The organism is Nocardia sp. NPDC052001 (assembly GCF_040680615.1).
Classification (GTDB): domain Bacteria; phylum Actinomycetota; class Actinomycetes; order Mycobacteriales; family Mycobacteriaceae; genus Nocardia.
Genome location: NZ_JBFAXC010000001.1, coordinates 1,067,364 through 1,093,505 on the forward strand (window position 1 = coordinate 1,067,364; position 26,142 = coordinate 1,093,505).

Sequence of the window (26,142 nt, forward strand, 5' to 3'; positions counted from 1 at the left end):
CACGAGGTCATGCACCACTTCCCGCTGGATGAGGAGTGGCCGCGCTACAGCCGGTTGTTCACGGCGGAGCAATTGCGGGAGCTCGGCCCGAGTCGGCCGCTACAGGATCTGGCCGTGCGGGATGAGCCGATCGCGCTGACGCCCGGGCCGGCCACCATGACGGCCGCGCTGGTCTGCCGCGATACCGCGCACCTGTACCGGTTCGTCGCCGAGCGGCTGGTCCACTGACCGGTGGGGCCGGTTGCGGGCCGGGTACGAGGTTCGGAAAATATCCGTCCCGCGTGTCGGCGGGTGTGGTGTTTGCCTCGAACAGGTGTTCGTTTAAGCTCGTCGTCGGAACTTGTCGGTGCCGCCCTCTAACGTGAGCGCCAACCACAGCACGTAAAGACAACCCGCCGAAAAGGGGAACCAGACGATGGCACCACAGGCTTTTGACCGCGATAAGGCGCTGGAGCTGGCGCTTGCCCAGATCGAGAAGGGCTTCGGCAAGGGCGCGGTCATGCGCCTCGGCGAAGAGGTGCGCCAGCCCATTTCGGTGATTCCGACGGGTTCCATCGCGCTGGACGTCGCGCTCGGCATCGGCGGTCTGCCGCGTGGTCGCGTCGTCGAGATCTACGGTCCGGAATCCTCCGGTAAGACCACCGTCGCCCTGCACGCGGTCGCCAACGCACAGGCCCTGGGCGGCGTCGCCGCGTTCATCGACGCGGAGCACGCGCTCGATCCCGATTACGCCCGCAAGCTCGGCGTCGACACCGACGCCCTGCTGGTCTCGCAGCCCGACACCGGTGAGCAGGCCCTGGAAATCGCCGATATGCTGGTGCGCTCGGGCGCCATCGACATCATCGTCATCGACTCCGTCGCCGCCCTGGTGCCGCGCGCCGAAATCGAAGGCGAAATGGGTGACAGCCACGTCGGTCTGCAGGCCCGCCTGATGAGCCAGGCGCTGCGCAAGATGACGGGCGCCCTGAACAATTCGGGCACCACCGCCATCTTCATCAACCAGCTGCGCGAGAAGATCGGCGTCATGTTCGGCTCGCCCGAGACCACCACCGGTGGTAAGGCGCTCAAGTTCTACGCCTCGGTGCGCCTGGATGTGCGTCGTATCGAAACCCTCAAGGACGGTTCCGACGCGGTCGGTAACCGCACCCGCGTCAAGGTCGTCAAGAACAAGGTCTCGCCGCCGTTCAAGCAGGCCGAGTTCGACATCCTCTACGGCGTCGGCATCTCCAAGGAAGGCTCGATCATCGATATGGGTGTCGAGCACGGCTTCATCCGCAAGTCCGGCTCCTGGTACACCTACGAGGGTGACCAGCTCGGCCAGGGCAAGGAGAACGCCCGTAAGTTCCTGCTGGAGAACACCGATGTCCGCGACGAGATCGAGAAGAAGATCAAGGAGAAGCTCGGCATCGGCGCGGATGTCACCGCCGAAGAGGCTCCCGCCGACTTCTAACCTCCCATGACAGACCGGTCCACCCCCGAGCCCCGGCCCACCCGGCCGGGGCCTGAGGACTCCCGCCTCGACGCCGTAGAACGCCTCCGCCGCCAACTCGACGCCATCGAGTCCCGCAGCGCCAAGCGCGCGGCGCGGGCGGGCGGCGCGTCCGGTTCGGGAGGTACCCGGACTCGAAACGGCTCCGGCACAGGCGCTTCCTCCGGTCGTGGCGCATGGGATGCCCCCAGCAAATGGGATGACAGCGGTGCCTCCGCCGCCCCCTCCCGCTGGGAAGAATCCGCCTCGAGTGACCCGTGGTCCGGTGCCGCAGACACGTCACAGCTCTGGTCCGAATCCGATTCCGGCACCGGCGGCTGGACCCAATCCTCCACCCGCCGCACCGCTTCCACCCGCGCCCGCCGTGATGACACGGAACCCACTGGCGACGAGCCGAACAGCCGCCGCACCCGGCGTGACAATGCCACCCCTGACTCCGCCGACGGCGAGTCGAATGGTCGCCGTGCTCGTTCGCGCGATGCCGACTCCGCTGATGGCGAGTCGGATGGCCGCCATGGTCGTTCGCGTGGTGCCGACTTTGCCGATGGTGAATCGGATGGTCGGCGTTCGCGTTATGCCGACTCCGCCGACGGCGAATCCAACGGTCGGCGTCGCCGACGCCGGGGTGACGGGGAATCCGTTGGGGGCGAGTCGGATTCGAGGCGGTCCGGGACCGACTCAGCCTCGGATGGGGGATCCGGTCGGGGGCGGCGTTCGCAGCGGGGGCGTCGTCCGGGGCAGCCGGTGGAGCCGCTGCCCGACGGTGGTAAACCGGCGCAGGCCAAGGAGATCTGCCTGCGGCTGCTCACCGATCGCGCGCGCAGCCGATTCGAATTGGCGGATAAGCTTGCCGCCCGCGGCTTCTCGACCGCGGTGTCCGATCAGGTGCTGGATCGCCTCACCGAAGTCGGCCTCATCGATGACGCGGCCTTCGCCCAGCAGTGGGTCTACTCGCGCCACACCTACTCCGGCAAGGGTAAGAAGGCGCTCGCGGAGGAACTCCGCCGCAAGGGCATAGCGCCGGAAGTCGCCGACGAAGCGCTGTCCACCATCACCTCCGACGATGAACTCTCCCGCGCCGCCGACCTGGTGCGCCGCAAACTCCGCACCTTCCCGGAGGGCATAGAGCGCCAGAAGGCGATCACCCGCCTGGTCGGCATGCTCGCCCGCCGCGGCTACGACCCCGGCACCGCCTTCGCGGTGGTAGCCCCCGAGGTAGCGGCCGCCGGTCTCACCGACACCCGCAAACCCCCACCGCCGTCCTCTCGTCGCACCCCGCTCGATGAGTCGGCCGCCGGGCCGGAGGAATCGAACAGCGGCCGCACCCGATCCCGCACCGGACGAGCCGCCTCTTCCTCCGGGGATTCGGAATCCGCTCCGGACGAGTCGACCTCACTCCGCGCATCGAAGGCCCCCCGGCTCGCCAAGCCCGCGTCCGCCCCCAACCGCCCGACCTACAAATTCGGCAAAGTCATCGTCCCCGACGACGACGCCGATTCCACCCCGGACGAAGACTCCGACCCCGCCGCCGACCTGGTCCGCCGCAAACTCCGCACCTTCCCCCCGAACCTGGACCGCCAGAAGGCAATAACCCGCCTCGTAGGCATGCTCGCCCGCCGCGGCTACAACCAATCCACCGCCTACACCGTCGTCAAAGCCGAACTAGCCGCCGCCGACCTCGACCGCCCCTGATGCCGTGGTTCCGGTTCCGGAGCCCTGGTAGCCGAACTGTCTTGCGGCCGTTCATCTCCCAGCGGAGTAGCGGCGGGGAGTTCGCGCAGGCCTACGATCTGGCGGCGATGCTGGTCAGTTGAGGACTCGGCCGTGTTGGCGGGGGCCGCGGCGGGGGCGGCGGGAGTCGGCTCGGGGGGTGGGGCGGGGGCTGGCAACGCGGGGGAGGGTTTTGGAGGTGGGGAGGGGTGCGGGTGGGTTCAGGCGTTTGCGGGCGTCTGAGAGGAGGAGGGCGCCCAGGGCGGCGGCGAGGGCGGTGCAGGCTGCGGCCAAGGGGGTGGCGAGGGCGAGCAGGAGCAGGCCGAGACGGAATTGTCTTCGGGCGCTGTCGGCTTCGCTCATTACAGCAGTATGCGAGGTGGGGGCGGTTGTTGTCCGAGGCTCGGGCACATTGGCCTGAAGTCGGGATTCGGCCGTGATCACCGGCGGCCGGAATGACTTCGGCCCGGTCGGGGGACCGCCTTGCGGCAGACCTCCGACCGGGCCGGGGACAACGGGCTACGACCGCTGACTTGCGGTCGCGGTAGCCGGTGCGGTTGTCAGGTGAGGCTCATGCCCGGGGCCGCGGTGCTGGTGTTGGCGGGCAGGGCTGTTCGGCTGCCGCGTTTGCGGGTGCGGAGCCAGCGTTCCAGGCGGGTGGCGATGACGCTGAGGGTGTAGTTGAGGGCGATCATGATCACCGCGATCACCAGGAGGGCGGGGATGGTGTTCTGTTCGGCCGCACCGAGTTGCTTACCGGCGCGGACGACCTCGACATAGGTGATCTGGTAGCCGAGGGCCGAATCCTTCAGGGCCACGACCATTTGCGAGACCAGGGCGGGCAGCATGGCGGTGATGGCCTGGGGAAGCAGAACCAGGCGCATGACCTGGTTCTTGCGCAGGCCCAGGGCCACCGCGGCTTCGGATTGTCCGCGCGGCAGCGAGCGAATGCCCGAGCGCACGATTTCCGCGATGACCGATCCGTTATAGACGGTCAGCGCGGTCACCACGGCGGCGAGCGCCAGCTGATCCGACGGGAACACATTGTTCTGCGAGAACATCGCGAACAGGAAGATCATCAGGATCAGCACCGGGATCGCCCGGGCCACCTCCACGACCGTTCCGGCGATGATCCGCACACTGCGATGATCGGACAGCCGCAGGATGCCGAACACCATGCCGATCACCAGCGCGAACACGATCGACAGCCCGGCCGCCTCGATGGTTCCGCGCAGACCCGGCAGCAGATACGTGGACCAGATGTCCCCTTCCAGGAACGGCTTCCACTTGGCCGCCTCGAACTGGCCTTTGCTGTTGAACGCGTCGTAGACGAACCACAGCAGCACCGCCGCGATGACCACGACCACGACGCTGTAGATCCGGTAGCGCAGCCGCGCGCGGGGGCCCGGTGCGTCGTAGAGAACCGATGCCGAGCTCATCGCGCCACCTCATATCGTTTGGCCAGCCAGCCGAACAGCAGACCGGCCGGCAGGGTCAGCACCACGAAGCCGAGCGCGAAGATCGCGCCGATGGCCAGTGGGGCGGCCTCGTTCTCGTTCATGGTGTCCATCAGCAGCGCGGCCTCGCCGACACCGATCACCGAGGCGACGGTGGAATTCTTGGTCAGCGCGATGAACACGCTGCCGAGCGGGCCGATGATGGCGCGAAATGCCTGCGGCAGCACCACGAGTCGCAAATTCTGCAAAAATGTCAGGCCCAGCGAACGGCCCGCCTCGGATTGCCCCAGCGGCACGGTATTGATGCCCGCCCGCAGCGATTCGCAGACGAAAGCCGCCGTGTACACACCCAATCCGAGCACCGCGAAGCGGAAATTGTTCTCCGCCAGATCATTCGGTCCCGATGCGGCGAGTTTGACGCCGAGCGTGGAATACAACCCGATCGAGCAGAAGATGACGATCAGCGTAAGTGGCGTATTGCGAAAGACATTGACGTATGCCGTGCCGAGTAACCGCGCGATCGGCACCGGCGCCACTCGCATCCCGGCCACGATCGTGCCCAGAACCAGTGCCAGCACAGCCGAATACAGCGTCAGTTTGATGGTCACCCAGAACGCGTCCAGCAGCTGGGTGTGGTAGTCCGAGATCAAGTTGAACACGGCGCCCGAGCCCCTCCGTTCGAAATAGAAAGCGTGCCGGGCGGATCCACCGCCCGGCACGCCTGCTCAACTCAGTACCGGTCGACCTGCGGCGGCGCGGGAATCTCGAAACCCGTTCCGGCGAAGTTCTTCTCCAGTGCCGCCTTCCAGGCGCCGCTGGTGATCATGGCCTCGATGGCGTCATTGACCTTGCCGCGGAATTCGGCATCGCCCTTCTTGACCCCGATACCGTACTTCTCGGTGGTGAACGGCGCGCCGACGACCTTCAGCGCACCCGGGGACTGCGCCGCGTAACCGCGCAGAATGATGTCATCGGTGGTGACCGCGTCGACCGAACCGGACTTGAGCGCCTCAACGCACAGCGAGTACGTGTCGTACTCCTGCAGTTGAACGTCCTTGGCGTACTTGTCCTTCACGTTCTGCGCCGGGGTGGAGCCCTTCACCGAGCACAGCTTCTTATTGCCGTTGAGCGAATCCGCACCGGTGATATCGGTATTGTCCGAACGCACCAGCAGCGACTGCCCGGTCAGGTAGTACGGCCCCGCGAAATCGACCTTCTCCTTGCGCTTATCGGTGATCGAGTAGGTCGCGGCGATGAAATCGACCTGACCGTTCTGGATCAGCGTTTCGCGCTGTGCAGACGGCGCTTCCTTGAAGGTGATGTTCTCCGGCTTCACGCCGAGCTTATCGGCCACGAACTTGGCCACATCCACGTCGAAACCGCTGAACGAGCCGTCCTTGTTGTGCAGGCCCAGACCCGGCTGGTCGTACTTGATGCCCACGGTCAGCTTGCCGCTCGCCGCGTTCTGCTGGGCGGACTTATCGCTGCCGCCACCACAACCGGCGGCCACGACGGTTAGGGCCAGTGCCCCGACTGCGACCTTGAGTACCTGGTTGAACCTCATCGAGAGTCCTTCTCTGTAGGGAACGTCTGTAGGGAAACGTCAGTGGCTCAGGATCTTGCCGAGGAAATCCTTGGCGCGATCGGATTTGGGTGCGGTGAAGAACGAGTCCGGATCGGTGTCCTCGACGATCTGCCCGTCGGCCATGAACAGCACGCGATTGCCCGCGCGGCGCGCGAACCCCATCTCGTGCGTGACCACGACCATGGTCATACCGTCCTTGGCCAGCTGCACCATCACCTCGAGCACCTCGGACACCATTTCCGGGTCCAGCGCGGAGGTGGGCTCGTCGAACAGCATCACCTTGGGATTCATGGCGAGCGCACGCGCGATCGCCACCCGCTGCTGCTGCCCGCCGGACAGCTGCGCCGGATACTTGTCCGCCTGATTGGCGATCCCGACCCGTTCGAGCAATTCCATGGCGTGCGTGCGAGCCTGCGCCTTATCGGTACCGCGCACCTTCACGGGCGCGAGCATGACGTTCTCCAAAATCGTCTTGTGCGCGAACAGGTTGAAGGACTGGAACACCATGCCGACATCGGCACGGAGTTTGGCCAGCGCCTTACCCTCATCGGGCAGATTCACCCCGTCGATGGCGATCTCACCGGAGTCGATGGTCTCGAGCCGGTTGATGGTGCGGCACAGGGTCGACTTGCCGGAACCCGAAGGTCCCACCACGATCACGACCTGCCCGGAGGGCACCTCGAGATTGATGTCACGCAGCACGTGCAGCGAGCCGAAGTGCTTGTCCACACTCCGCATCGAGATCATCGGCGCGGACTTGCTGATGGAAACAGGCGCGTCGGTCATGACCTGTGACCTTAGAGGCACTGTGCCCGAAATGCTCGTCTTCGGTGGGAACACCGGTACTGTGCCTCGACTCGACACCCTCCCGTAACCGGCGATTGATACCGCGGTGATCGCGGAGACGCAGGTCACCACCATCGGACGGGGTTTATGGCCCCGAGAGCCCAGCCATTACCCTGATTGGGTGAATTCGTTGGCGCAGGTTTCAGCACATGACGCGGTTGCCGAGCAGGATGCGCGCACCTACGAGGTGCGCACCTACGGCTGCCAGATGAATGTGCACGACTCCGAACGACTTTCGGGCCTGCTCGAAGATGCCGGATACGTCAGGGCCGCCACCGGCGATACCGCCGACCTGGTGGTTTTCAATACCTGCGCGGTCCGCGAGAACGCCGATAACAAGCTGTACGGCACCCTGAGCCACCTCGCGCCGATCAAGGCCGAGCGGCCGGGCATGCAGATCGCGGTCGGCGGCTGTCTCGCTCAAAAGGACCGCGACACCGTGGTCAAGAAGGCGCCGTACGTGGACGTGGTGTTCGGCACGCACAACATCGGCTCGCTGCCGGTGCTGCTGGAGCGGGCCCGCCACAACGCCGAGGCCCAGGTCGAGATCATCGAATCGCTGGAGGCGTTCCCGTCCACGCTGCCCGCCAAGCGCGAATCCGCGTACGCCGGCTGGGTGTCGATCTCGGTGGGCTGCAACAACACCTGCACGTTCTGCATCGTGCCCGCGCTGCGCGGCAAAGAGGTCGACCGCCGTCCCGGCGATGTGCTCGCCGAGGTGCAGGCGCTGGTCGATCAGGGCGTCATGGAGGTGACGCTGCTCGGACAGAACGTGAACGCCTACGGCGTCTCCTTCGCCGATCCGACCGAGGAGCGCGATCGCGGCGCGTTCGCGAAACTGCTGCGCGCCTGCGGCAGCATCGAGGGCCTGGAGCGAGTGCGCTTCACCTCCCCGCACCCGGCCGAATTCACCGATGACGTCATCGAGGCCATGGCCGAGACCCCGAATGTCTGCCCGCAACTGCATATGCCGTTGCAGTCGGGTTCGGATCGTGTGCTCAAGGCCATGAAGCGGTCGTACCGCAGCGCCAAATTCCTCGGCATCATCGACAAGGTGCGCGCGGCGATGCCGCACGCGGCCATCACCACCGACATCATCGTCGGCTTCCCGGGTGAGACCGAGGAGGATTTCCAGGCCACCCTGGATGTGGTGCGCAAGGCGCGGTTCACCAGCGCCTACACCTTCCAGTACTCCATCCGCCCGGGCACGCCCGCCGCGGATATGCCCGATCAGCTCCCCAAAGAGGTGGTGCAGGAGCGCTATATGCGACTCATCGCACTGCAGGAGCAGGTCTCCCTCGAAGCCAATCAGGAACTCATCGGCACCACGGTCGAACTGCTGGTCGCCGAGGGCGCGGGCAAGAAGAACGCCGCCACCGCCCGCATGAGCGGTCGCGCCCGGGACGGCCGCCTGGTCCACTTCCGGCCGACTGCCGATCTGCCCGCGGGCTCGGAAATCCGCCCCGGCGATATCGTCACGGTGGCGGTCACCGAAGCGGCCCCGCACCACCTCATCGCCGATGCCCCGATCCAATCGCACCGCCGTACGGCCGCGGGCGATGCCCACGAGCGGGGCATCACCCCGAAAACCGCCCCGATCGGCGTCGGTCTCGGCCTGCCCAGCATCGGCAAGCCGCTCGTCGTAGCGGCCGCCGCCGCGGGCTGCGGCTCCGAATGCGGTGCCTGATCGCGTCCTGATTCCGACACCGCGTAGTAGTCGGAATTCGGGGCGGGGCATGATGGGTCGACCCCACTCCCGCATGACTCAGGATCACCACAGATGACCGAGCAGCAGCCGAACGGCCCCGACGACGGTTCCGCGCAGGACCCGCAGCAGGCGGAAGAGTCAGCGGCACAATCAGATTCGGCGCGTGCGGATGCGCCCGAGGCGAACGAGGAGACCATGAAGTCGGCGGAGAACAGTCAGGACTTCGAACAGTTCCGCGCGGATCTCGAGGCCGTCGAGCGCAAGATCGCGGGGGAGATCGACCCGGGCGTGCGCGCGATGGTCGTCGCGGGCGCGGTATTCCTGCTGCTGTTCTCGCTGGTGCTGCCGCATGCCGGGCAGGCGCGCGGCTTCGATGTGATCCTGTACGACGCCGCGGCGAAGGCCGAGCACATCGGCCTGCCGTCGCGGGTCTTCGAATGGTTCGTGGTGGTCTTCGGCATCGGCTTCTCCCTGCTGGCGCTGGCCACCCGGCGCTGGGCGCTGGCGTGGATCGCGGTCGCGGGCTCGGCCATCGGCAGCGTGTTCGGCGTGTTCTCCATCTGGCACCGCAACACCCCGGGTCTGGGCAACTATCACGGCGCGGGCCCGGGCATCGGCCTGATCCTGTCCACCATCGTGATCATGGTGCTGACCTTCCACTGGATTCGCGTGGTCTGGAGCCGCACCACCGTGCACCTGGCCGCCGAGGAACAGCGCCGCATCGCCGCCGCCGAAGCCGAGGAACGCGACCACCGCCGCCTGTTCGGCGATAAGTAGCACTCACCGATCCGGTCGGTAGGCGAGCCCCGCGAAGGTCGCGGCAACGCCCACCGCGGTCATGAAGAGCCAGCCCGCGCGGAATTCGGCGAGGGTGTGGTCCGCGCCCGCACCCAGGATCGCGGTCAGAATGGCAACGCCCAGAGCGGAACTCGTCTGCCGCGCCATCATGAGCGTGCCCGAGCCGAGTGAGGTCTCCGCGGCGGGCAGCAGCGCCGCCGAGCCGAACAGCGGCGGTTGCAGCAGCGCGGTGCTGGCTCCGGCGAGAATGCCACCGGGCAGGATGATCAGGGTGTACGAGTCGGTGAAACCGCTGGCCACTGCCCACCACGCGGCCCCGGCCGCCAGGCATGCGCCACCCAGTGCCGCCGAGGCGCGAGCGCCGAAGCGTGCGATGAATCGGCCCGAGAACGGTGACAGCAGTAGGCAACTGATCGGCAGCGGAGCCACGCCGAGGCTGGCGGCGAGCACCGAATAGTGCAGCCGTTCGGTGAGGAACAGCGTGATTTCCAGGATCATGGCCGCGAAAGCCAGGTAGTAGCAGAACACTCCGAGCGTGGCGGTGCGGAAAAGCTTGTGCCGCAGCACAACCGGGCTCACCACCGGATCCGGGTGCCGCCGGATGTGCACGCCGAACCATACGGCCAGCGCGACCGCGGCGATGAGCATGCCGACTGTCGCGGCCCCGGTGTAACCCCAGGCGTCCGCCTGCACGAACACCGTGGTGAATCCCGCCGTCGCACCCAGAATCAGCAGTGCCCCAAGGGGATCCAATCGCCGCCGGACCCCGGGTGCGATATCGGGCAGCACCCGCAGTCCCAGCGCGAACGCCACCACCGTGAACGGCACATTGAGAAAGAAGATCCACCGCCATCCGGCCTGCAACAGCAGCCCGCCCAGTACCGGTCCGCTGGCCGCGCCGGCGGCCGCGATGGCGGTCCAGATACCCATGACCGTCGGATGTTCCCGGCGCGCGAAACTCGGTAGCACCAGCCCCAGCCCGGTCGGCACCAGCAGCGCCGCCGCGGCCGCCTGCGCGATGCGCGCGATGATCAGCACCGTCAGATTCGGCGCGGCACCGCACGCGATCGACGCCAGTCCGAAAAGCGCTATGCCGATGAGGAATCCGCGCTTGCGCCCGGTATCGTCCGCCAGCCGCCCGGCGGGAACGAGCAGTGCCGCCATGACGATCGTGTACGCGTTCAAAGTCCACGACACCGCGCCGATCGAGCTGTTGAACGATTCCCGCAGGGTCGGAAACGCGACGGTGACCGCGAAAAGATCGAGTATGGCGAGGAATTGGGCGATACCGGCGATGGCGAGTACGCGATAGCGCCCCGCCGGCGGTGCCTCGACCCGTTGGGCTGCTTCGTCTTCGGTCGTGGTTGTCATGGGTTCGACTATCCGAGCTGGGCATTCCCCCGAACAGTGGCAGAAATGCCATGATGCGCTAGATTTCTGACAGGGGTGCGGGCTACCGTGAGGATATGGAGCCGAACAGCCCGGAGACGCGGACCGATCCCGGAACCCTCGCCGTCGCCGTGGCGCCCGGTATGCCGATCTTCGAGGTCGCCATCCCATACCAGGTCTTCTACGAACCGCCGCTTGGCGTCGACCCGGACCGCTGGTACCGCTTCCAGCTCTGTGGACCGCGCGAAACCGACTTCGCCGCGCTCCGAGATCCGTTCGTGGCCCTGACCGCTCACGACTACGACGATCTGATCCGCGCCGATACCGTGATCGTCCCGTCCACCCCGAATGTGCGCGAAGCACCGCCCCGCGATCTGGTCGAGGCCGTCCGCGCCGCCTACGAGGCGGGCGCGCGCATCGCCTCGCTCTGCACCGGTGCGTTCGTACTCGCCGAGGCGGGGCTGCTCGACGGTCGCCGGATGACCACGCACTGGCGGCATATCGCGGCCATGCGCGAACGCTATCCGCACCTGGAGATCGATCCCGCCGTGCTCTACATCGATGACGGCCGCATCCTCACCAGCGCGGGCACCATGGCCGGAATGGACCTGTGCATCCACCTGATTCGCAAGGATCTGGGCTCCGGCGCGGCCAATGCCGCTGCCCGCTACCTGGTGGTGTCACCGCATCGGGCCGGGGGCCAGGCCCAATATCTGCAATCCCCGGTCCCCGCCTATCCCGCCGACTCCGGCCTGTCCGCGACCCTGCAGTGGGCCATCCATCACCTGGATCAGCCGCTCACCGTCACCGATCTGGCCCGCCACGCCAATACCAGCGAACGCACGCTGGCCCGCCGCTTCCACGCCGAAATCGGCGGCACCCCGCTGCAATGGCTGCTCACCCAGCGCGTCATTCGCGCCCGAGAGCTATTGGAGTGCACCGATTTACCGGTGGACGTGGTGGCCGACCGCTGCGGACTCGGCACGGCCGCCAATCTCCGCACTCATTTCGGCCGGGAGGTCGGCATCTCCCCGAGCGAATACCGCCGCTCCCACCGCGTCACCCGCCACGAGATCATCACCGGCTGACCGTCCGCCCTTTATGTCCGGCTGGTGAGGATGTATTCACCGAGCAGGTCGTATTCCTCTTCATCGATGCCGTCGTCGAGCGGTACCGCGACCGCGACCGTGCCCTCCTCCTCGCCGACGAAGAGCGCCGGGTCATTGCAGTCCGCGAAGCCGATGGCGTCGATTCCGGCGTAGGCCGCACCGCCGCACCAACCGTGGTCGGCGACAACGAGATCCGGGCGCGCCTCGCCCGCCTTCTCCAGCGCCGCCAGCACCAGCCGGATCGGCCGATCCGAATGCGTGTGCACCGCACCGACCGGATCGCCGATGGTCGCGACGCCGAGGACGTAGTCGACCTCCAGCCGCTGCCATCCGCGCCGGGTGTAGCCGTCGTATCCCGCGCCCGCGCCCGCCCGGACTATCGTCCCGCCCGCATCGGTCAGGGCCGCCGCCAATTGCTGATAGAGCCGGGCCAGGGTGCGCGGATGCCCGGTGGCGAACAGCACCCGCTGCTGTTCCCGCAACGCCTGCTGGAACCGCTCCGCATATCGGTCCAGCGCCGATGCGGTGAGCTCGGGATCGATGGTGTCCACGCCCCGGCGGAACTGCGGTCGCGGATCCACCCCCACCTTGCGTGCCATCAATTCCAGGATCTCGGCCGGATCCTCCCAGCGCGGCCCCGGATTCAACCCGAACATATAGTCCGGATCCCGGTAGGCCAGCCGCTGATAGTGATCCAGATTGTTCTCCCGCGGCGTTGCCACCTGCCCCGCCATTCCGGTCGCCATCAAATGCGCGACCAGCGTTTCCCGCGTCGGTCCCATAGCCCCGAGCCTAACCGGACCCCGGTCCTCACCTCGATCTATGTGGGCCCCAAGGTAATCCGCCGAACCGCCGGGATCGCGCCAACTCCACGCGGGTCCGGCCGGGCCGGTGTGCGCGACACAAACGAACCGGTTTGCGGTGTGCGCGCCCGGGCATCCGTCACTACGGTGGTTCGGGCAAGCGGAGACCAAGGTAGCGGTGGAGGCAGCATGTCAGTGGGGATCGAGCGGCTCGCGGACACGAATCACGTGGTGCCGGAGCGGCGCACGATTCCCGCCGCGGTGGTGTGGGCCTTCGCGGTGGTAGGGGTGCTGGCGGGATGGCGCTACCTCGAACAGGTGGCCGTCAATACGCAGATGATGACGCATCTGATGGACCTGGGCACCTATCAGATCGCCGCGCAACGCGTGGTGGACGGGGTGTCGGTCTACGACAGTCCGCTGCGGGGGAGTACCCGCGGGGTATGGGAATTCGTCTACACGCCGTTCTCGGCCCTGCTGTTCGTACCGCTGGTGGCCATGCACGGCACCGTGTTCACCTGGGTCGGCCAGCTCGGCAATTTCGCCATCCTCGCCGCATCGGGATGGGTGGCGCTGTCGATGCTGGGCTATCGGCGCGATCGCCGGATGGCGCTGCTGGCGCTGTCGAGCGCGGCGATTCTGCTGTGGTGTGAGCCGATTCGCGAATCCATGGCGTTCGGCCAGATCAATATCCTGCTGCTGCTCATCGTGCTGGTGGATATGAGCCTGCCCGATTCCTCGCGCTGGAAGGGCGTGCTGACCGGCATCGCGGCCGGAATCAAGCTCACCCCACTGTTTTTCGTGCTCTACCTGCTGGTGACGCGCCGATTCCGGGCCGCCGCCACCGCGATCGGGGCTCTGATCGCCACCGTGATCGTGGGTTTGGCTGTGCTGCCCAAGGATTCGTGGACGTTCTGGAGCGGTGCGTTCGCCGATCCGGCGCGGGTGGGCGTACCGGCGAACCCGCAGAACGAGACATTGCGCGGCATGATCGCGCGCTCCCTCGGTGCGGGCACGGGGCTCCAATTGCTGTGGCTCGCAGGCGCTCTCGTGATTGTCGCGATTTGCCTGTGGCTGGCGCGCCGGTTCTCGGCGACCGGCCGGGAACTGCCCGCCGTGCTGTTGTGCGGGTTGACCAGCATCGCCGTATCGCCGTTCAGCTGGATCCATCACTGGGTGTGGCTGGCGCCGCTGCTGATCTACCTGGCCGATCTTGCCCTGCGCCGCGGTGGCCTGATCGCGCCGACCGTACTGCTGGTGGTGTTCGCGGTCTCCTCGGGCGGCGTATTCGACCTGCTGGGACTGCGGTTGGGCAGCGTCTTCGATCTGCCCGAGCACGGCCGCTACGCGTTCCTGTCCCACAATGCCTACATCTGGCTCACCCTCGCATTGTTCGCCGTCGCGGCCGCGTGGCTGCACAGTGAAACGAAAACGGCCCGGGGGCAACAGGATCGACTGCCCTCGGACCGTTCACGCGAAAGCCTCAGCGCGGGCTGATAAGTACTCTCAGCGCTGGCTGACCGCGCCTTCGGCGGCTTCGGCCCATTCCTGCCACTGCTTGGCCTGTTCGAGCGCCTTCTCCGCATCGCGGGTCTTACCGGCGGCCTGCGCCTTGGCGGCCTGCTCCTCGAATTGCGCGACCCGCTCACGGAACTGGGCCGCGCGGGCCATGGCCTCGGGATCGCTGCGCCGCCACTGCGCGTCGACGGCGTCGCGCACCCGCTTCTCGACCGCGCGCAGGCGTGCCTCCAGATCGTGGATGCGCTCGCGCGGCACCTTGCCGATGGCGTCCCACTTCTCCTGCAGATCGCGCAGCGCGGCGCGAGCGGCATCGAGATTGGTTTCCGGATTCAGGTTCTCGTAGTGCAGCAGCAGCTCTTCCTTGGAGTGCGCGTTCTGCTCGAATTCGGCATCCCGCTCCGAGGCCGCGGAATTGCGGGCCGCGAAGAACACGTCCTGCGCGGATTTGAAGCGCTTCCACAGCTGCTCATCGGCTTCGCGCGGTGCGCGCCCGGCGGCTTTCCATTCGGCGAGCAGATCGCGGAAGATCGCGGCGGTGCCCGCCCAATCGGTGGAATTGGCCAATTCCTCGGCCCGCACGCAGAGCTCTTCCTTATGCGTCTTGGCCGAGGCGCGTTCACGATCCAATTCCGCGAAGTGCGCGCCGCGCCTGCGGTTGAAGGCCTCGCGTGCCTTGGAGAAGCGCCGCCACAGTGCGTCGTCGACCTTGCGATCGACCCCGCGAATGGTCTTCCACTCGTCCAGGATTTCGCGCAGCCGATCGCCCGCGACCTTCCACTGGGTGGAATCCGCGGCGATCTGCTCGGCCTCGGCGGCCAGGGCTTCCTTGCGCTCGGTCTGTTCGTGCCGGGAGCGTTCCTTCTCCTCCTTGGCGTGCGCGGCCGCCTCATCGGAGTGTTCGATGATGGCGCGCAGGCGCTGGGTGAGCCCGTCGATATCGCCGATGACCGCGGCGCTGGGCAATGTCTCGGCAAGCGCGGTGGCGGCGGTCTTGGTCTTGCGGGCGTCGGTGCCGGCGGCCAGGCGGGCCTCGAGCAGGGCGACCTCGGTGGCCAGATCGTCGAAGCGGCGGCCGAAGTGGGCCAGGCCCTCGGCGGTGTCACCGGCCTGCCAAGACCCGATGACGCGTTCGCCGTCGGTGGTCTTCACCCAGGCGGTGCCGTCCTCGTCGACGCGGCCCCACTGACTGGGGTCGCTCACGCTCGGCACCACGACGGGATGCGGATGCGGGGTCGCCGGGCCGGGAGTGGGCTTGACGGCGTGTGGCTTCGGGGCTTCCGGTTTACGCGGCGCCGGTCCCGGGCGGGGACCGGCGGCGGTGGCCGGAGACGGACGCTGGGCGGCGCCGGGCTGGGGCGTCGAGGTCGGTTCCGACTGGGTAGCCTTCTCGTTTCCGCTGTTGTCGCTCATTGCTCCTCGTCCCTGCCGCGCGTCACGGCTGCCTGGTTACGCCCTAGCTCATTGTCCAACTCTCCCCATTCAACCAGGCTGAGATGCGAAATGCTGTCTTTGAGGCCACCTCCGTGGCGCGGCGATCAGGTGGGGTGGGGCTGGTGAGGCGCGGTAGCGCTACGGTTGACCGCGTGTTCTGTGTTGCGTCGCTGGTCCCCTCACCACCCGCCCTGATACCCGAGCTGGGTGGCGCGGCAGGCGCGGCGGCGGACGGTGATCTCGCGCGGCTGCGCGGCGCGGTGTTCGAGGCGGCCGGAGAGCTGGCCGGCCAGGCAAAACGCTGGATTGTCGTCGGCGTGGCGGATTCGGACAGCGTGTACGACTCGGAAACCGCGGGCACGTTCCGGGGATACGGGGTGGATATCCGGGCCGGTTTGTCGGCGACCGCGAATACCGGGAATCCGGATCCCGATTTGCCGCTGCCGGTGTTGATCGGCGGCTGGCTGCGCGAGCGGGTGGCCCCGGACGCGATCGCGGTGGCTCGTCTGGTGGCATCGGACACACCGGCCGCGGAGTGCCTGGCGTATGGCCGGAAGTTGCGCGCCGAGCTGGATTCAGCGACCGACCGGTACGGCGTCCTGGTCGTCGGCGACGGTGCGGCAACCCTGTCGCTCAAGGCCCCGCGCTATCTCGATCCGCGCGCCGAAGCGGTACAGGCCGAGATCGATCGCGCCCTGGCGGCGGGGGACCGGACCGCCTTGGCCGCACTGGATGAGCGGCTGTGCGCCGAACTCGATGTCGCGGGCCGCCCGGCCTTCCAGGTGCTGGCCGGACTCTTCGCCGCCGACGCCGCCGACCCCCGCGTCGAAACCTTCTATGCCGCAGCCCCGTTCGGCGTCGCATACCACGCGAGCAGCTGGCTTCCCGGCGGTGCCGCATGATTCGGCCCATTGCCGTCGTCGGCCCCACCGCCACCGGAAAGTCCGATCTGGCCCTGGATTTGGCCGAACGACTACACGGCGAGATCGTGAATATCGATGCCATGCAGCTCTATCGCGGCATGGATGTCGGCACCGCGAAACTCTCGCTCGCCGAGCGCCGCGGTATTCCGCACCATCAACTCGATGTCCTCGACGTCACCGAAACCGCGACCGTCGCCGTGTATCAAACCGCGGCCCGCGCCGATGTGGAAGACATCATGGCGCGCGGTCACACCCCGGTCATCGTCGGCGGTTCGATGATGTATGTCCAAGCGCTGCTGGATGATTGGGATTTCCCGGCCACCGACCCGGTGGTCCGCGCCAAATGGGAGACCCTGCTGGAGGAGCGCGGCGTGGTCATCGTGCACGAGGCGCTGCGCGCCGCCGATCCGGTGGCCGCCGACACCATCCTGCCCACCGACGGCCGCCGCATGGTGCGCGCCCTCGAGGTGGTCGAGCTGACCGGTAAACCGTTCGCCGCCTCCGCCCCGCAGATCGGCGAACCCCGCTGGGGCACAGTCATAATCGGCGTCGACCGGGAAACCGCCGCACTGGACGCCCGGATCGAACTGCGCACCGCGAAGATGTTCGACTCCGGACTGGTGGACGAGGTGCACACGCTCATCGGCCAAGGCTTGCGCGATGGCCAGACCGCCCGCCGCGCAATCGGATACGCACAAGTCCTGGACTACCTGGACAACGAATACGACCTGAACGAAGCACAGGAGCGCACCTTCATCGGCACCAGGCGCTATGTCCGGAGACAGCGGTCCTGGTTCCGCCGCGATCAGCGGGTGCACTGGGTGGACGGCGCCGATCCGCGGCTGGCGGAGACGGCGCTGACGCTCATTCGCTCCTCGACGACGAAGGACGAACAGGAAGTCAGCTGAGTGACGCGTCGCGCGAATGCCCGCAATGCCTCGGTCCAGGTGTGGCAGGCATATCTGAACTCCCGGGCCAGTCGCCTGCGCGACAATAGATTCCTGGTGCACGGTCAGCGCCCCATCGACCGCGCGCTCGAATGTCATTGGCCCCTGGAGACTCTCGTCTATCGACTGGGTGCGCCGGAGCCGTCCGGCTGGGCGCGCCAGGTGCTCGAATCCAGCGGTGTGCCGAGCGTCGGACTGGTGCCGGAGGTGATGGCCGAACTGGCCGAACCCTCCGAATCGGTGCCGGAGTTGGTCGCGGTGGCGGTCTCGCGCCGGATGGAACTCGACGATTTCGCCCCGGGCACACCGGAACAGCCGCCCACCGTGGTGGTCATCGACCGCCCGGGTTCACCGGTCCGGCTGGGCGCGCTGATCCGCTCGGCCGCGGCCTTCGGTGCGAGCGGGGTGATCGTGACCGGTTCCGGCGCGGACCATTACGACCCGCAGAGCGTGACCGCCTCCGATGGCGCGCTCTTCGCGGTCCCCGTACTCCGCGCCTCCGGCCCGGCCCAGTTGACCGCGTTCCGGGACCGGCAACTGGCCCGGGGGATCGGCACCCGTATCGTCGGCAGTGACGATCACGGCGGTATCGCCCTCGACGAATTCGAGTTCGGCGCCGCCACCGTGCTGGTCATAGGTGATGAAAGCGAGACGCTCGCCCCCGCCTGGCGGCAGGTGTGCGATGAGCTGGTGTGCGTCCCGTCCGATGGTTCCCTCGGGTCCCCGTCGGCGGCGGCGGTGGCCCTGTACGAAATTTCCCGGCAGCGCCGGGCGTTGCGCTGACAACTCGGGTGTGGGTGAGGACGAATGGTGAACGAGAACGCGGCTGATATCGATTTCGGTAAAGGACACGGCACGCAGAACGATTTCGTCGTGCTGCCGGATCCGGATGCCTGGCTGGAGCTGACCGAATCCCGGGTCGCCGCACTGTGCGATCGCCAGCGCGGTATCGGCGCGGACGGGGTGCTGCGCGTGGCGCGCGCGGGCGCCCTCATCGAAAACGGCACTCTGCCGGTGCTTCCCGAAGGCGTGAGCCCGGAAGACTGGTTCATGGACTACCGCAACGCCGACGGTTCCATCGCCGAGATGTGCGGTAACGGTGTGCGCGTGTTCGCCCACTACCTGGTCGCCACCGGTCTCGAGACCGCCGCGGAATTCGTGGTCGGCAGCCGCGCCGGAGCCCGCCCGGTGATCGTGCACCACGCCGATCCGGTGCACGGTGAGGTCACCGTCGCCATGGGCCGGGTCCGCACCCTGGGCGAGTCCACCGCCACCCTCGCCGGTCGTGAATTCACCGGTCTCGGCATCGACGTCGGCAACCCGCACCTGGCCTGCGTGGATCCCGCCCTCACCCATCAGGATCTGGCCGAACTGGACCTGACCCACGCCCCGTCGTTCGACCACACGGTCTTCCCCAACGGCGTGAACGTCGAAATCCTGACCGCCCTCGGCGTGGCCTCCGACGGCAATCGCGGCGTCGACATGCGCGTCTACGAACGTGGCGTCGGCGAAACCCGTTCCTGCGGAACGGGAACCGTGGCGGCGGCCGCGGCGGCTCTCGCCCGCGACGGCTTCGATCTGGCCGCCGACACCGGCCACGTCCAGGTCCATATCCCCGGTGGCACCGTCACGGTCGGCATCGATCACGGCACCGCGACCCTGCGCGGCCCGTCGGTGCTGGTGGCCACCGGCAAGATCGCCGCCAAGTGGTGGCAGGACGCCTAGGACACGCCTGTCCTGTCGCCCGGAAATAACCGAATGCGCTGTTCGGTTGGTCCGTGGGATCATGGAGGCGTATGAGTAAACAAGAGACGTACGAGTTCACTCCCGCTGAGGAGAACACCGACGACGCCGCGACCGGCTGGTCCGCGTCGCCGACCGGAAACGATTCCGGATCGCCCACCGTCGGTGAATTGCAGCTCGATGACCGCGCCGCCCTGCGCCGCACGGCCGGCCTGTCCACCGAGCTCGAGGATGTCACCGAGGTCGAGTACCGGCAGCTGCGCCTGGAGCGCGTGGTGCTGGTCGGCGTCTGGACCGAGGGCACCACCGAACAGGTCGACGCGCGAATGGCCGAATTGGCCGCCCTCGCCGAGACCGCCGGTTCCGAGGTGCTGGACACGCTGATCCAGCGCCGCGACAAACCGGATAAGGCCACCTACATCGGCTCGGGTAAGACCGAGGAGCTGCGCACCATGGTCCTCGAGACCGGTGCGGATACGGTCATCCTCGACGGTGAGTTGAGTCCCGCGCAGCTGACCGCGCTGGAGAAGATCGTCAAGGTGAAGGTCATCGACCGCACCGCGCTGATTCTGGATATCTTCGCCCAGCACGCGACATCTCGTGAGGGCAAGGCTCAGGTCGCGCTCGCGCAGATGCAGTACATGATGCCGCGACTGCGCGGCTGGGGTGAGTCCATGTCCCGGCAGGCCGGTGGTCGTGCGGGCGCGAACGGTGGCGTGGGTACGCGTGGTCCCGGTGAGACCAAGATCGAGACCGATCGCCAGCGCATTCGTGAGCGAATGGCCAAGCTGCGCCGTGAGATCCGGGAGATGAAGACCGCCCGCGATACCAAGCGGCATCGGCGGGTCTCCAGCGGTATTCCGCAGGTGGCGATCGTCGGCTATACGAACGCGGGCAAGTCGAGCCTGATGAACGCGCTCACCGGCGCGGGGATTCTGGTGCAGGACGCGCTGTTCGCGACCCTGGACCCGACCACCCGCAAGGCCGCGCTCGAGGATGGCCGCGAGGTCGTCTTCACCGATACCGTCGGCTTCGTGCGCCACCTGCCGACCCAGCTGGTCGAGGCCTTCCGCTCCACCTTGGAAGAGGTCACCGGCGCGGATCTGCTGCTGCACGTGGTGGACGGTTCGGATCCGTTCCCCGATGAGCAGATCAAGGCGGTTCGCGAGGTCGTCACCGATGTGCTGCGCGAAACCAAGACCCCGGCCCCGCCGGAGTTGCTGGTAGTCAACAAGATCGACGCCCTCGACCCGATGGAGCTGACCCAGCTGCGCGGCTGGCTCCCCGAGGCGGTCTTCGTCTCGGCCGCCACCGGCCAGGGTCTGGATGTGCTGCGCGAACGCCTGGACAAGGTGCTCGGCGGGCTGGTGGAGGTCAGCGTGCTGCTGCCCTACACCCGCGGTGATCTGCTCGCCCGCATTCACGCGGACGGCCGCATCCTCACCTCGGATCACGTGGCCGACGGCACCCTGGTGCGCGCCAAGGTCCCGGCCTCCCTCGCGGGCGTCCTGAGTGAATTCGCCCACGCGGGCGTGGACGTCAGCGCCGCGACGGAATAGTCGCGCTCACCTCGGCGAAGGTTCGTGCGGGTCGCGCGGGTTTTCGGGGGTTTGGGGGCGAAGCCCCCGAGACCACCCGGGAGCGGGGTGAATTCGGCCCCCTGCAGGGTATTTCGTTAGCATCTCGCTATCGGAATCTCTGCAGGGAGGGATATCTTGTCGTCGAATGACAATCAATCGACCGAGTCACGGGGGCTCACCGACGGTGCGCCGTTGCACGTCGAGTTGACCGACATCGATCGTCGGGTCATAGAACTGATCACCGCGCCGTCGCGCGCCTGGTTCAGTCCGCGTTTCTACGGGCTGGAGAATTTCCCGCTGGACGGCCCGGTGCTGCTGGTCGGCAATCACACGCTCGCGGGCGGGACCGATGCCCCGCTGCTGGCGGCGGAGATCCTGGCCAAGCATGACCGGCTGGTGCGGGGTCTGGCCGAGAACATCCTCATCGATGTCCCGATCTTGCGAGATGGCTTGCACCGCTTGGGAGTTGTGCGCGGCAATCGCCGCAACTGCACCGCGCTGCTGGAGCAGGGCGAGGCGGTCGCGGTGTTCCCCGGCGGGGGCCGGGAAGCCATGCGCGGCAAGGGCCAGAAGTATCAGCTGCTGTGGGAGGGCCGAACGGGCTTCGCGCACATGGCGATTGCGACCGGGGCTCCGATCGTGCCGATCGCCATGGTCGGCGGCGATGACATCTACGACATCGTCTTCGACGGCGATCATCCGGTCATGCTGCCGCTGCGCAAGGCGGTCACCGGTCTGGGGCTGCGCGCGAATCTGACGCCGCCGCTGATTCGCGGTCTCGGCCCGACGCTGGTGCCCAAGCCCGAGCGCTTCTATTTCTCGCTCGGCACCCCGATCGATACCAGTCCGTGGCGCGATGCCACCGATGCCGAGGCCGCCGCGCTGGAATTGCAGACGGTGACCCGTAAGGCGCTCGAGGAGGAACTCGGTTTCCTGCTCGCCGAACGGGACCGCGATCGCGGCCGTTCACTGCTGGGCCGGACCCTCTCCGCGGTCGGTCTCTGACCCCGTAGGTTTACCGGGGTTCAGCTGCTTCGATCTGCACTGTCAAAGGCGACAGGCGCAGTTCGGACCACTTTTCGAGGGTTCGAAGTTAACCCTGATTCGACTTTCGAGTACCGTATGGGCAGAGGCGATGTGCCGATGTGGTCACTCAGGAGGTTGGCGTGGAACGCACTATTTTCGAACCCGAGCACGATCTGTTCCGGGAGTCGTTCCGAAAGTTTCTGGATCAGCATGTGGCCGCGCACCACGAGCAGTGGGAGCACGACGGCATCGTCGATCGCGAGGTCTGGCTGGAGGCGGGCAAGCAGGGTTTCCTCGGGATGGCGGTGCCGGAGGAGTACGGCGGCGGTGGCGTGAAGGATTTCCGCTACAACGCCGTGGTCACCGAAGAGGTCAGCTACGCGCAGTATTCGGGCCTGGGTTTCGGCCTGCACAATGACGTCATCGCCCCCTACCTGCTGGAGCTGGCGAACGAGGAGCAGAAGCAGCGCTGGCTGCCCGGATTCTGTTCCGGCGAGATCATCACCGCCATCGCCATGACCGAACCCGGCACCGGTTCGGATCTGCAGGGCATCAAGACCCGCGCGGTCAAGGACGGCGACGACTGGATCCTCAACGGCTCCAAGACCTTCATCACCAATGGCATCAACGCCGATATCGTCATCGTGGTCGCCCAGACCGATCCGGAGAAGGGCGCGATGGGCTTCTCGCTCCTGGTGGTCGAGCGCGGTATGCCCGGTTTCGAACGCGGCCGCAATCTCGACAAGATCGGCCTCAAGGCGCAGGACACCGCCGAGCTCTCCTTCCAGGATGTGCGCGTCCCGGGCAAGAACCTGCTCGGCACCGAGGGGCAGGGCTTCATCCACCTGATGCAGAACCTGCCGCAGGAGCGCCTGTCCATCGCGGTCATGGCGGCGGCCGCCATGGAGGGTTCGCTGAAGAACACCATCCAGTACGTGCGCGATCGCAAGGCTTTCGGCAAACCGATTGGCGCACAACAGAACACCCGTTTCGTCCTGGCCGAGCTCGCCACCAAGACCACCGCCGTCCGCGTCTTCGTCGACCGCTGTATCGAACTCCTGAACCAGGAGAAGCTCACGGTGGAAGAGGCCGCCATGGCCAAGTACTGGAGCACCGAGGAACAGCTCGACCTCATCACCAAATGCCTCCAGCTGCACGGCGGCTACGGCTACATGCGCGAATACCCGATCGCCAAGGCGTACATGGACGCTCGTGTACAGACCATCTACGGCGGCACCACCGAGATCATGAAGGAGATCATCGGCCGTTCCCTGAAACTGGCCTGATCCCAACGGCTTTCGACGTTTCGGCCGGTGACGTGACAGTCACCGGCCGAAACCGCTTCGGCACCGGCCGGTCGGTAGAGTCGCTGCCATGGCACTCACCTTGGGATCGATCACCCGCGGCGTCAACAGCGTGGTCGTCGCGCTGACCGAAGCACCGGTCATCGGGACGCTCATGCGGCGCGGATTCGTCGAGCTCACCTATGTCGGGCGGCGCTCCGGGCGGACGTTCAAGACGCCGGTGTTCTATTCGCGCAAGGGCGACACGATCACCATCGGTGTCGCCATGCCGGACAACAAGAAATGGTGGCGCAACTTCCTGGGCGAGGGCGGCCCGATCTCGCTGCACCTGGACGGCGCGGATCGCGGCGGGCATGCCACCGCCCGCCGGGATGACAGGGGCCGGGTTACGGTCCGGGTCCTGCTGGATCAGCCGAACTGATCGGTCGGATCTGCAGCGGCCCCCGTGTTTTCGGGGTGATGCGTGCTCGGATCGTCACCGCTACAGTGCATTTGAGCAGGTAGTTTCATCGCCTGCCACAGTGCGGCGGGGAGGTCGTCATGCCGGATGGGGCACGGGTTTTCGCTTGGTGGCTGGTACTACCCGGGGTGGTGGGCCTGTACTGGTTGTTCTGGGCCGTGGCGGCGCCGGGGTTCGGGCGGCAGAACGGGTTGCGCGCCTGGTGGTTCAATGTTTTCGCGCACGGCGGCGGACTGTGGTGGCTGATCGGGTACGCGGCGGCCGGGGTGATCGCCTATGGCGTGTACGCGTATTCGAACGCGGCCACCATCGCAGGTTCGCTGCTGTTGGTCGCGGCGATCGTGGGTGCGGGGTATTTCCTGGTCGCACTGGACAAGAACGAGGGCCGGTTCTATTCGGGGGCGACCACGTTCTACATCCGCGATGCCGACCATGTTCCCGGCTCGGTGCATCTGCTCGGTGATGGCGGACAACGCGATTCGGACGGATGCGCGATTCTGGGGCGGCATGATGTGCGCGGTTGCATCAAGCAGGGGGAGCTGTCGGCGGCGGGATGGGATCCGCGCGCGGGATCGCTGGACGGCGCCCGGATCGCGCTCTCGCGGGCGACGGGAGATGTACAGGCGGTGAGTCTGCTGACCGACACCATCACCTATCTCAACGGCAAGGACGGTGCGTGGAGTGGCGTGCTGGACGGCAGCGGTATCAATGTGCCGCTGGGCGGGGTCGCGGAGTGGACGGGGCAGGGTAATGCCACCGAATGCAACTTCATCGGTGACTACGCCATCGACAAGGCGTTCGGCGGTGCGCGGATGAACAGCCTGAACAATCTGCTGAAGGAGAAATACCCGCTCATCGGCTATGACATGAGCGATGTGTGGGGGTACTGCGATGGCAAGGAGCCGATCGTCGTCATCCCGGTCACCACGCCCATGCCGTGGACCCATCGCACCGTGACCGCGCCCGCCGGGGTGATAGTGGTGCGCGGTGATCATGGACATATCGCGCTCGACTACCGGCAGGAGGTGGCGGCGGGTGCGCTGCCGGGCCCGGTCTATCCGAAATCCCTTACCGCGCAACAGCGGACCGAGACCAAATGGGCCGCGGGCCGAGAGAACATGAACCGCAACCACTTCGGGTTCGATCCGGCGAATTCCGGGGCGCAGAGCGGCAATGTCTCGGAGTATCTGCTGCGCGATAAGGCGACCGGCCGCCTGCAATGGGTCACCCCGATGACATTGCGGGGCAGCACTTCCGAACTCTTCGTGGCGTACTCGGTCACGTCCGCCGATGAAGTGCATCGCGGCAACCTGAACGCGCAATCGGTCTATGTGCTCGACGACAGCGACCCGCGCCGCATCAATATCGACAATCTCGACGCCGATGCCCGCGCCTGGCTGGCCACCAATGCCGGGACCGTCATGTCCAATGGCGGCAAACTGGTCGAGTTCACCCCGATCGACGGTGACACCTGGCGCGGTTTCGTGGAGTTCAACGGCCGCGTCGTCTATCGGATGGATATCAGTGCCAGTCACAAGACCCCGGTCCAGCTGGTGAAACTGGACGATACGGGTGCCGCGGCCGCCGAGGCGACGCCGAATCCGGTCGCCGCACCGAATGCCGACTGTGCCAAGGATCTCGGCGGCCTCACGCCTGCCCAATTGGCCCAGTGCGCAAAGGTTTTCGTGGATGAGCTGGCAACCCGCCAGTCCCAGCCGCGCTGATTCGGACGGTGGCCGCTCGCGCCGCGGTCCCGTTCGGGTCCGCGGCGGGGACGCGCCGTGCGGACCGGGGCTCCCGCGGGGCTCGGTACCGGTGCTGCCACCATGGACGGATGGTGACTAATCGGATTCGTCAGCGTTCCGCCTGCACCGCATTCGCCCTCGCCGCTCTGGGCGCGGGCCTGATTTCCACCGCCCCCGCCGCGTTGGCGGCCAACTCCATCGAGGTCAAGGGGGCGGACACCACGGTTGTCGGGGTCCTGTACTCCTGCGACGCCGATGCCGGGGTCGCGGGGCTCAAAGTCCTGGTCGGCGACCCCAATGCCGACCGTCCGTCCGCGCAGGGCACCCTGAGCGCCCCCACTTGCGACGGGAGCGCACAGAAGGCCACCGTCACGATCACCCCCGCTCCGGGGGCGGCGGCGCTGGCCTCGGGTCAATCGGTCCAGGTGCGCGCCGCCCTGGTCGACAAGAGCGATACCGTCATCACCGGTACGGCCGCGGTGCTCCCATTGGACTAGACCCGCCGTCTCGGTCTCGGGGTCGGCCCGCACGCTGCGCTGCGTGCGGGCCGACCCCGTGTCGCCTTGTC

24 protein-coding genes and 2 pseudogenes are annotated in these 26,142 nt (G+C 67.0%); 18 read left to right on the forward strand and 8 right to left on the reverse strand.

Going from position 1 to position 26,142, the window contains the following annotated elements; genetic code table 11:
- The first annotated feature begins 9 nt into the window (after window positions 1–9).
- From AB0L82_RS05055 to AB0L82_RS05070, 4 genes and pseudogenes are all read left to right on the forward strand, one after another.
- A complete protein-coding gene (locus tag AB0L82_RS05055) occupies window positions 10–228 on the forward strand; it encodes a hypothetical protein (RefSeq protein WP_364631217.1) in 219 nt (72 codons plus the stop codon).
- A 187-nt stretch (window positions 229–415) separates the two neighbouring features.
- Complete coding sequence (gene recA / locus AB0L82_RS05060) at window positions 416–1,450, forward strand: recombinase RecA (protein WP_364631220.1); 1,035 nt, start codon at window positions 416–418, stop codon at window positions 1,448–1,450.
- Window positions 1,451–2,185: 735 nt separating this feature from the next.
- Window positions 2,186–2,710 (forward strand): annotated as a pseudogene (gene recX / locus AB0L82_RS05065) (recombination regulator RecX); the annotation flags it as partial.
- A 303-nt stretch (window positions 2,711–3,013) separates the two neighbouring features.
- Window positions 3,014–3,181: pseudogene (locus AB0L82_RS05070) on the forward strand (recombination regulator RecX); the annotation flags it as partial.
- Window positions 3,182–3,295: 114 nt separating this feature from the next.
- Here the strand turns inward: AB0L82_RS05070 and AB0L82_RS05075 are convergent.
- The 5 genes from AB0L82_RS05075 to AB0L82_RS05095 all read right to left on the reverse strand — a co-directional run bounded on the left by AB0L82_RS05075 (window position 3,296) and on the right by AB0L82_RS05095 (window position 6,988).
- Complete coding sequence (locus AB0L82_RS05075; RefSeq protein WP_364631222.1) at window positions 3,296–3,562, reverse strand: hypothetical protein; 267 nt, start codon at window positions 3,560–3,562, stop codon at window positions 3,296–3,298.
- A 197-nt stretch (window positions 3,563–3,759) separates the two neighbouring features.
- A complete protein-coding gene (locus tag AB0L82_RS05080) occupies window positions 3,760–4,638 on the reverse strand; it encodes an amino acid ABC transporter permease (RefSeq protein WP_364631225.1) in 879 nt (292 codons plus the stop codon).
- Window positions 4,635–5,315 carry an amino acid ABC transporter permease gene (locus tag AB0L82_RS05085; RefSeq protein WP_364631228.1) on the reverse strand — a complete coding sequence of 227 codons (681 nt, stop codon included), beginning with the start codon at window positions 5,313–5,315 and terminating at the stop codon, window positions 4,635–4,637. The genes AB0L82_RS05080 and AB0L82_RS05085 overlap by 4 nt, the downstream gene beginning before the upstream one ends.
- Before the next feature lie 71 nt (window positions 5,316–5,386).
- Complete coding sequence (locus tag AB0L82_RS05090) at window positions 5,387–6,220, reverse strand: glutamate ABC transporter substrate-binding protein (protein WP_364631231.1); 834 nt, start codon at window positions 6,218–6,220, stop codon at window positions 5,387–5,389.
- 39 nt (window positions 6,221–6,259) lie between these two features.
- A complete protein-coding gene (locus AB0L82_RS05095) occupies window positions 6,260–6,988 on the reverse strand; it encodes an amino acid ABC transporter ATP-binding protein (protein ID WP_364632785.1) in 729 nt (242 codons plus the stop codon).
- 220 nt (window positions 6,989–7,208) lie between these two features.
- On the opposite strand from AB0L82_RS05095, the gene miaB reads away from it, so the two are divergent.
- Both miaB and AB0L82_RS05105 read left to right on the forward strand, forming a co-directional pair.
- Window positions 7,209–8,774: a tRNA (N6-isopentenyl adenosine(37)-C2)-methylthiotransferase MiaB gene (gene miaB / locus AB0L82_RS05100; RefSeq protein WP_364631234.1), complete on the forward strand. Its 1,566-nt coding sequence runs from the start codon at window positions 7,209–7,211 to the stop codon at window positions 8,772–8,774.
- A gap of 216 nt (window positions 8,775–8,990) precedes the next feature.
- Complete coding sequence (locus AB0L82_RS05105; protein WP_364632787.1) at window positions 8,991–9,572, forward strand: hypothetical protein; 582 nt, start codon at window positions 8,991–8,993, stop codon at window positions 9,570–9,572.
- A gap of 3 nt (window positions 9,573–9,575) precedes the next feature.
- On the opposite strand, the gene AB0L82_RS05110 is transcribed toward AB0L82_RS05105, so the two are convergent.
- The gene (locus AB0L82_RS05110) at window positions 9,576–10,964 is read right to left on the reverse strand and encodes an MFS transporter (protein WP_364631237.1); all 1,389 of its coding nucleotides are present in this window, start codon (window positions 10,962–10,964) and stop codon (window positions 9,576–9,578) included.
- Window positions 10,965–11,059: 95 nt separating this feature from the next.
- Here AB0L82_RS05110 and AB0L82_RS05115 point away from each other — a divergent pair, with 95 nt between their 5' ends.
- On the forward strand, window positions 11,060–12,070 hold the full coding sequence (locus AB0L82_RS05115; protein ID WP_364631239.1) for a helix-turn-helix domain-containing protein: 1,011 nt from the start codon (window positions 11,060–11,062) through the stop codon (window positions 12,068–12,070).
- Window positions 12,071–12,081: 11 nt separating this feature from the next.
- Here the strand turns inward: AB0L82_RS05115 and AB0L82_RS05120 are convergent, their stop codons facing one another.
- Window positions 12,082–12,873: a phosphatase gene (locus tag AB0L82_RS05120; protein WP_364631242.1), complete on the reverse strand. Its 792-nt coding sequence runs from the start codon at window positions 12,871–12,873 to the stop codon at window positions 12,082–12,084.
- Between the two features lie 210 nt (window positions 12,874–13,083).
- Between AB0L82_RS05120 and AB0L82_RS05125 the strand changes: the two genes are divergently transcribed.
- Entirely contained in the window at window positions 13,084–14,391 is a 1,308-nt protein-coding gene (locus AB0L82_RS05125) for a glycosyltransferase 87 family protein (protein WP_364631245.1), read from the forward strand.
- Between the two features lie 9 nt (window positions 14,392–14,400).
- Here the strand turns inward: AB0L82_RS05125 and AB0L82_RS05130 are convergent, their stop codons facing one another.
- Window positions 14,401–15,825, reverse strand: coding sequence for a DUF349 domain-containing protein (locus AB0L82_RS05130; RefSeq protein ID WP_364631247.1), 1,425 nt, complete (start codon window positions 15,823–15,825; stop codon window positions 14,401–14,403).
- Between the two features lie 173 nt (window positions 15,826–15,998).
- Between AB0L82_RS05130 and AB0L82_RS05135 the strand changes: the two genes are divergently transcribed.
- The 10 genes from AB0L82_RS05135 to AB0L82_RS05180 all read left to right on the forward strand — a co-directional run bounded on the left by AB0L82_RS05135 (window position 15,999) and on the right by AB0L82_RS05180 (window position 26,071).
- Window positions 15,999–16,748, forward strand: coding sequence for a hypothetical protein (locus tag AB0L82_RS05135; protein WP_364631250.1), 750 nt, complete (start codon window positions 15,999–16,001; stop codon window positions 16,746–16,748).
- Entirely contained in the window at window positions 16,745–17,677 is a 933-nt protein-coding gene (miaA, locus tag AB0L82_RS05140) for a tRNA (adenosine(37)-N6)-dimethylallyltransferase MiaA (RefSeq protein ID WP_364631252.1), read from the forward strand. The genes AB0L82_RS05135 and miaA overlap by 4 nt, the downstream gene beginning before the upstream one ends.
- Complete coding sequence (locus tag AB0L82_RS05145) at window positions 17,678–18,499, forward strand: TrmH family RNA methyltransferase (RefSeq protein ID WP_364631255.1); 822 nt, start codon at window positions 17,678–17,680, stop codon at window positions 18,497–18,499.
- A 48-nt stretch (window positions 18,500–18,547) separates the two neighbouring features.
- Entirely contained in the window at window positions 18,548–19,441 is an 894-nt protein-coding gene (gene dapF / locus AB0L82_RS05150; RefSeq protein WP_364632789.1) for a diaminopimelate epimerase, read from the forward strand.
- A gap of 71 nt (window positions 19,442–19,512) precedes the next feature.
- The gene (hflX, locus tag AB0L82_RS05155; protein WP_364631259.1) at window positions 19,513–21,018 is read left to right on the forward strand and encodes a GTPase HflX; all 1,506 of its coding nucleotides are present in this window, start codon (window positions 19,513–19,515) and stop codon (window positions 21,016–21,018) included.
- Between the two features lie 156 nt (window positions 21,019–21,174).
- Window positions 21,175–22,044 (forward strand): lysophospholipid acyltransferase family protein, encoded by an 870-nt coding sequence (locus tag AB0L82_RS05160; RefSeq protein ID WP_364631262.1) that lies wholly within the window; start codon window positions 21,175–21,177, stop codon window positions 22,042–22,044.
- Between the two features lie 161 nt (window positions 22,045–22,205).
- A complete protein-coding gene (locus tag AB0L82_RS05165) occupies window positions 22,206–23,351 on the forward strand; it encodes an acyl-CoA dehydrogenase family protein (protein ID WP_364631265.1) in 1,146 nt (381 codons plus the stop codon).
- An 88-nt stretch (window positions 23,352–23,439) separates the two neighbouring features.
- Window positions 23,440–23,790, forward strand: a complete 351-nt coding sequence (locus tag AB0L82_RS05170) for a nitroreductase/quinone reductase family protein (RefSeq protein WP_364631268.1) — start codon at window positions 23,440–23,442, stop codon at window positions 23,788–23,790.
- 119 nt (window positions 23,791–23,909) lie between these two features.
- Window positions 23,910–25,553: a hypothetical protein gene (locus AB0L82_RS05175; protein ID WP_364631270.1), complete on the forward strand. Its 1,644-nt coding sequence runs from the start codon at window positions 23,910–23,912 to the stop codon at window positions 25,551–25,553.
- 110 nt (window positions 25,554–25,663) lie between these two features.
- Window positions 25,664–26,071 (forward strand): hypothetical protein, encoded by a 408-nt coding sequence (locus AB0L82_RS05180; RefSeq protein ID WP_364631273.1) that lies wholly within the window; start codon window positions 25,664–25,666, stop codon window positions 26,069–26,071.
- The last annotated feature ends 71 nt before the right edge of the window (window positions 26,072–26,142 follow it).

What these genes read in the sequence shown, in the direction of transcription:
- AB0L82_RS05055 (WP_364631217.1), top strand. Translation starts at nt 10, where the DNA reads ATGCACCACTTCCCGCTGGATGAGGAGTGGCCGCGCTACAGCCGGTTG.
- recA (WP_364631220.1), top strand. Translation starts at nt 416, where the DNA reads ATGGCACCACAGGCTTTTGACCGCGATAAGGCGCTGGAGCTGGCGCTT.
- AB0L82_RS05075 (WP_364631222.1), bottom strand. Translation starts at nt 3,562, where the DNA reads ATGAGCGAAGCCGACAGCGCCCGAAGACAATTCCGTCTCGGCCTGCTC.
- AB0L82_RS05080 (WP_364631225.1), bottom strand. Translation starts at nt 4,638, where the DNA reads ATGAGCTCGGCATCGGTTCTCTACGACGCACCGGGCCCCCGCGCGCGG.
- AB0L82_RS05090 (WP_364631231.1), bottom strand. Translation starts at nt 6,220, where the DNA reads ATGAGGTTCAACCAGGTACTCAAGGTCGCAGTCGGGGCACTGGCCCTA.
- AB0L82_RS05095 (WP_364632785.1), bottom strand. Translation starts at nt 6,988, where the DNA reads ATGATCTCGATGCGGAGTGTGGACAAGCACTTCGGCTCGCTGCACGTG.
- AB0L82_RS05105 (WP_364632787.1), top strand. Translation starts at nt 8,991, where the DNA reads ATGAAGTCGGCGGAGAACAGTCAGGACTTCGAACAGTTCCGCGCGGAT.
- AB0L82_RS05110 (WP_364631237.1), bottom strand. Translation starts at nt 10,964, where the DNA reads ATGACAACCACGACCGAAGACGAAGCAGCCCAACGGGTCGAGGCACCG.
- AB0L82_RS05115 (WP_364631239.1), top strand. Translation starts at nt 11,060, where the DNA reads ATGGAGCCGAACAGCCCGGAGACGCGGACCGATCCCGGAACCCTCGCC.
- AB0L82_RS05120 (WP_364631242.1), bottom strand. Translation starts at nt 12,873, where the DNA reads ATGGGACCGACGCGGGAAACGCTGGTCGCGCATTTGATGGCGACCGGA.
- AB0L82_RS05125 (WP_364631245.1), top strand. Translation starts at nt 13,084, where the DNA reads ATGTCAGTGGGGATCGAGCGGCTCGCGGACACGAATCACGTGGTGCCG.
- AB0L82_RS05130 (WP_364631247.1), bottom strand. Translation starts at nt 15,825, where the DNA reads ATGAGCGACAACAGCGGAAACGAGAAGGCTACCCAGTCGGAACCGACC.
- miaA (WP_364631252.1), top strand. Translation starts at nt 16,745, where the DNA reads ATGATTCGGCCCATTGCCGTCGTCGGCCCCACCGCCACCGGAAAGTCC.
- hflX (WP_364631259.1), top strand. Translation starts at nt 19,513, where the DNA reads ATGAGTAAACAAGAGACGTACGAGTTCACTCCCGCTGAGGAGAACACC.
- AB0L82_RS05170 (WP_364631268.1), top strand. Translation starts at nt 23,440, where the DNA reads ATGGCACTCACCTTGGGATCGATCACCCGCGGCGTCAACAGCGTGGTC.
- AB0L82_RS05175 (WP_364631270.1), top strand. Translation starts at nt 23,910, where the DNA reads ATGCCGGATGGGGCACGGGTTTTCGCTTGGTGGCTGGTACTACCCGGG.
- AB0L82_RS05180 (WP_364631273.1), top strand. Translation starts at nt 25,664, where the DNA reads ATGGTGACTAATCGGATTCGTCAGCGTTCCGCCTGCACCGCATTCGCC.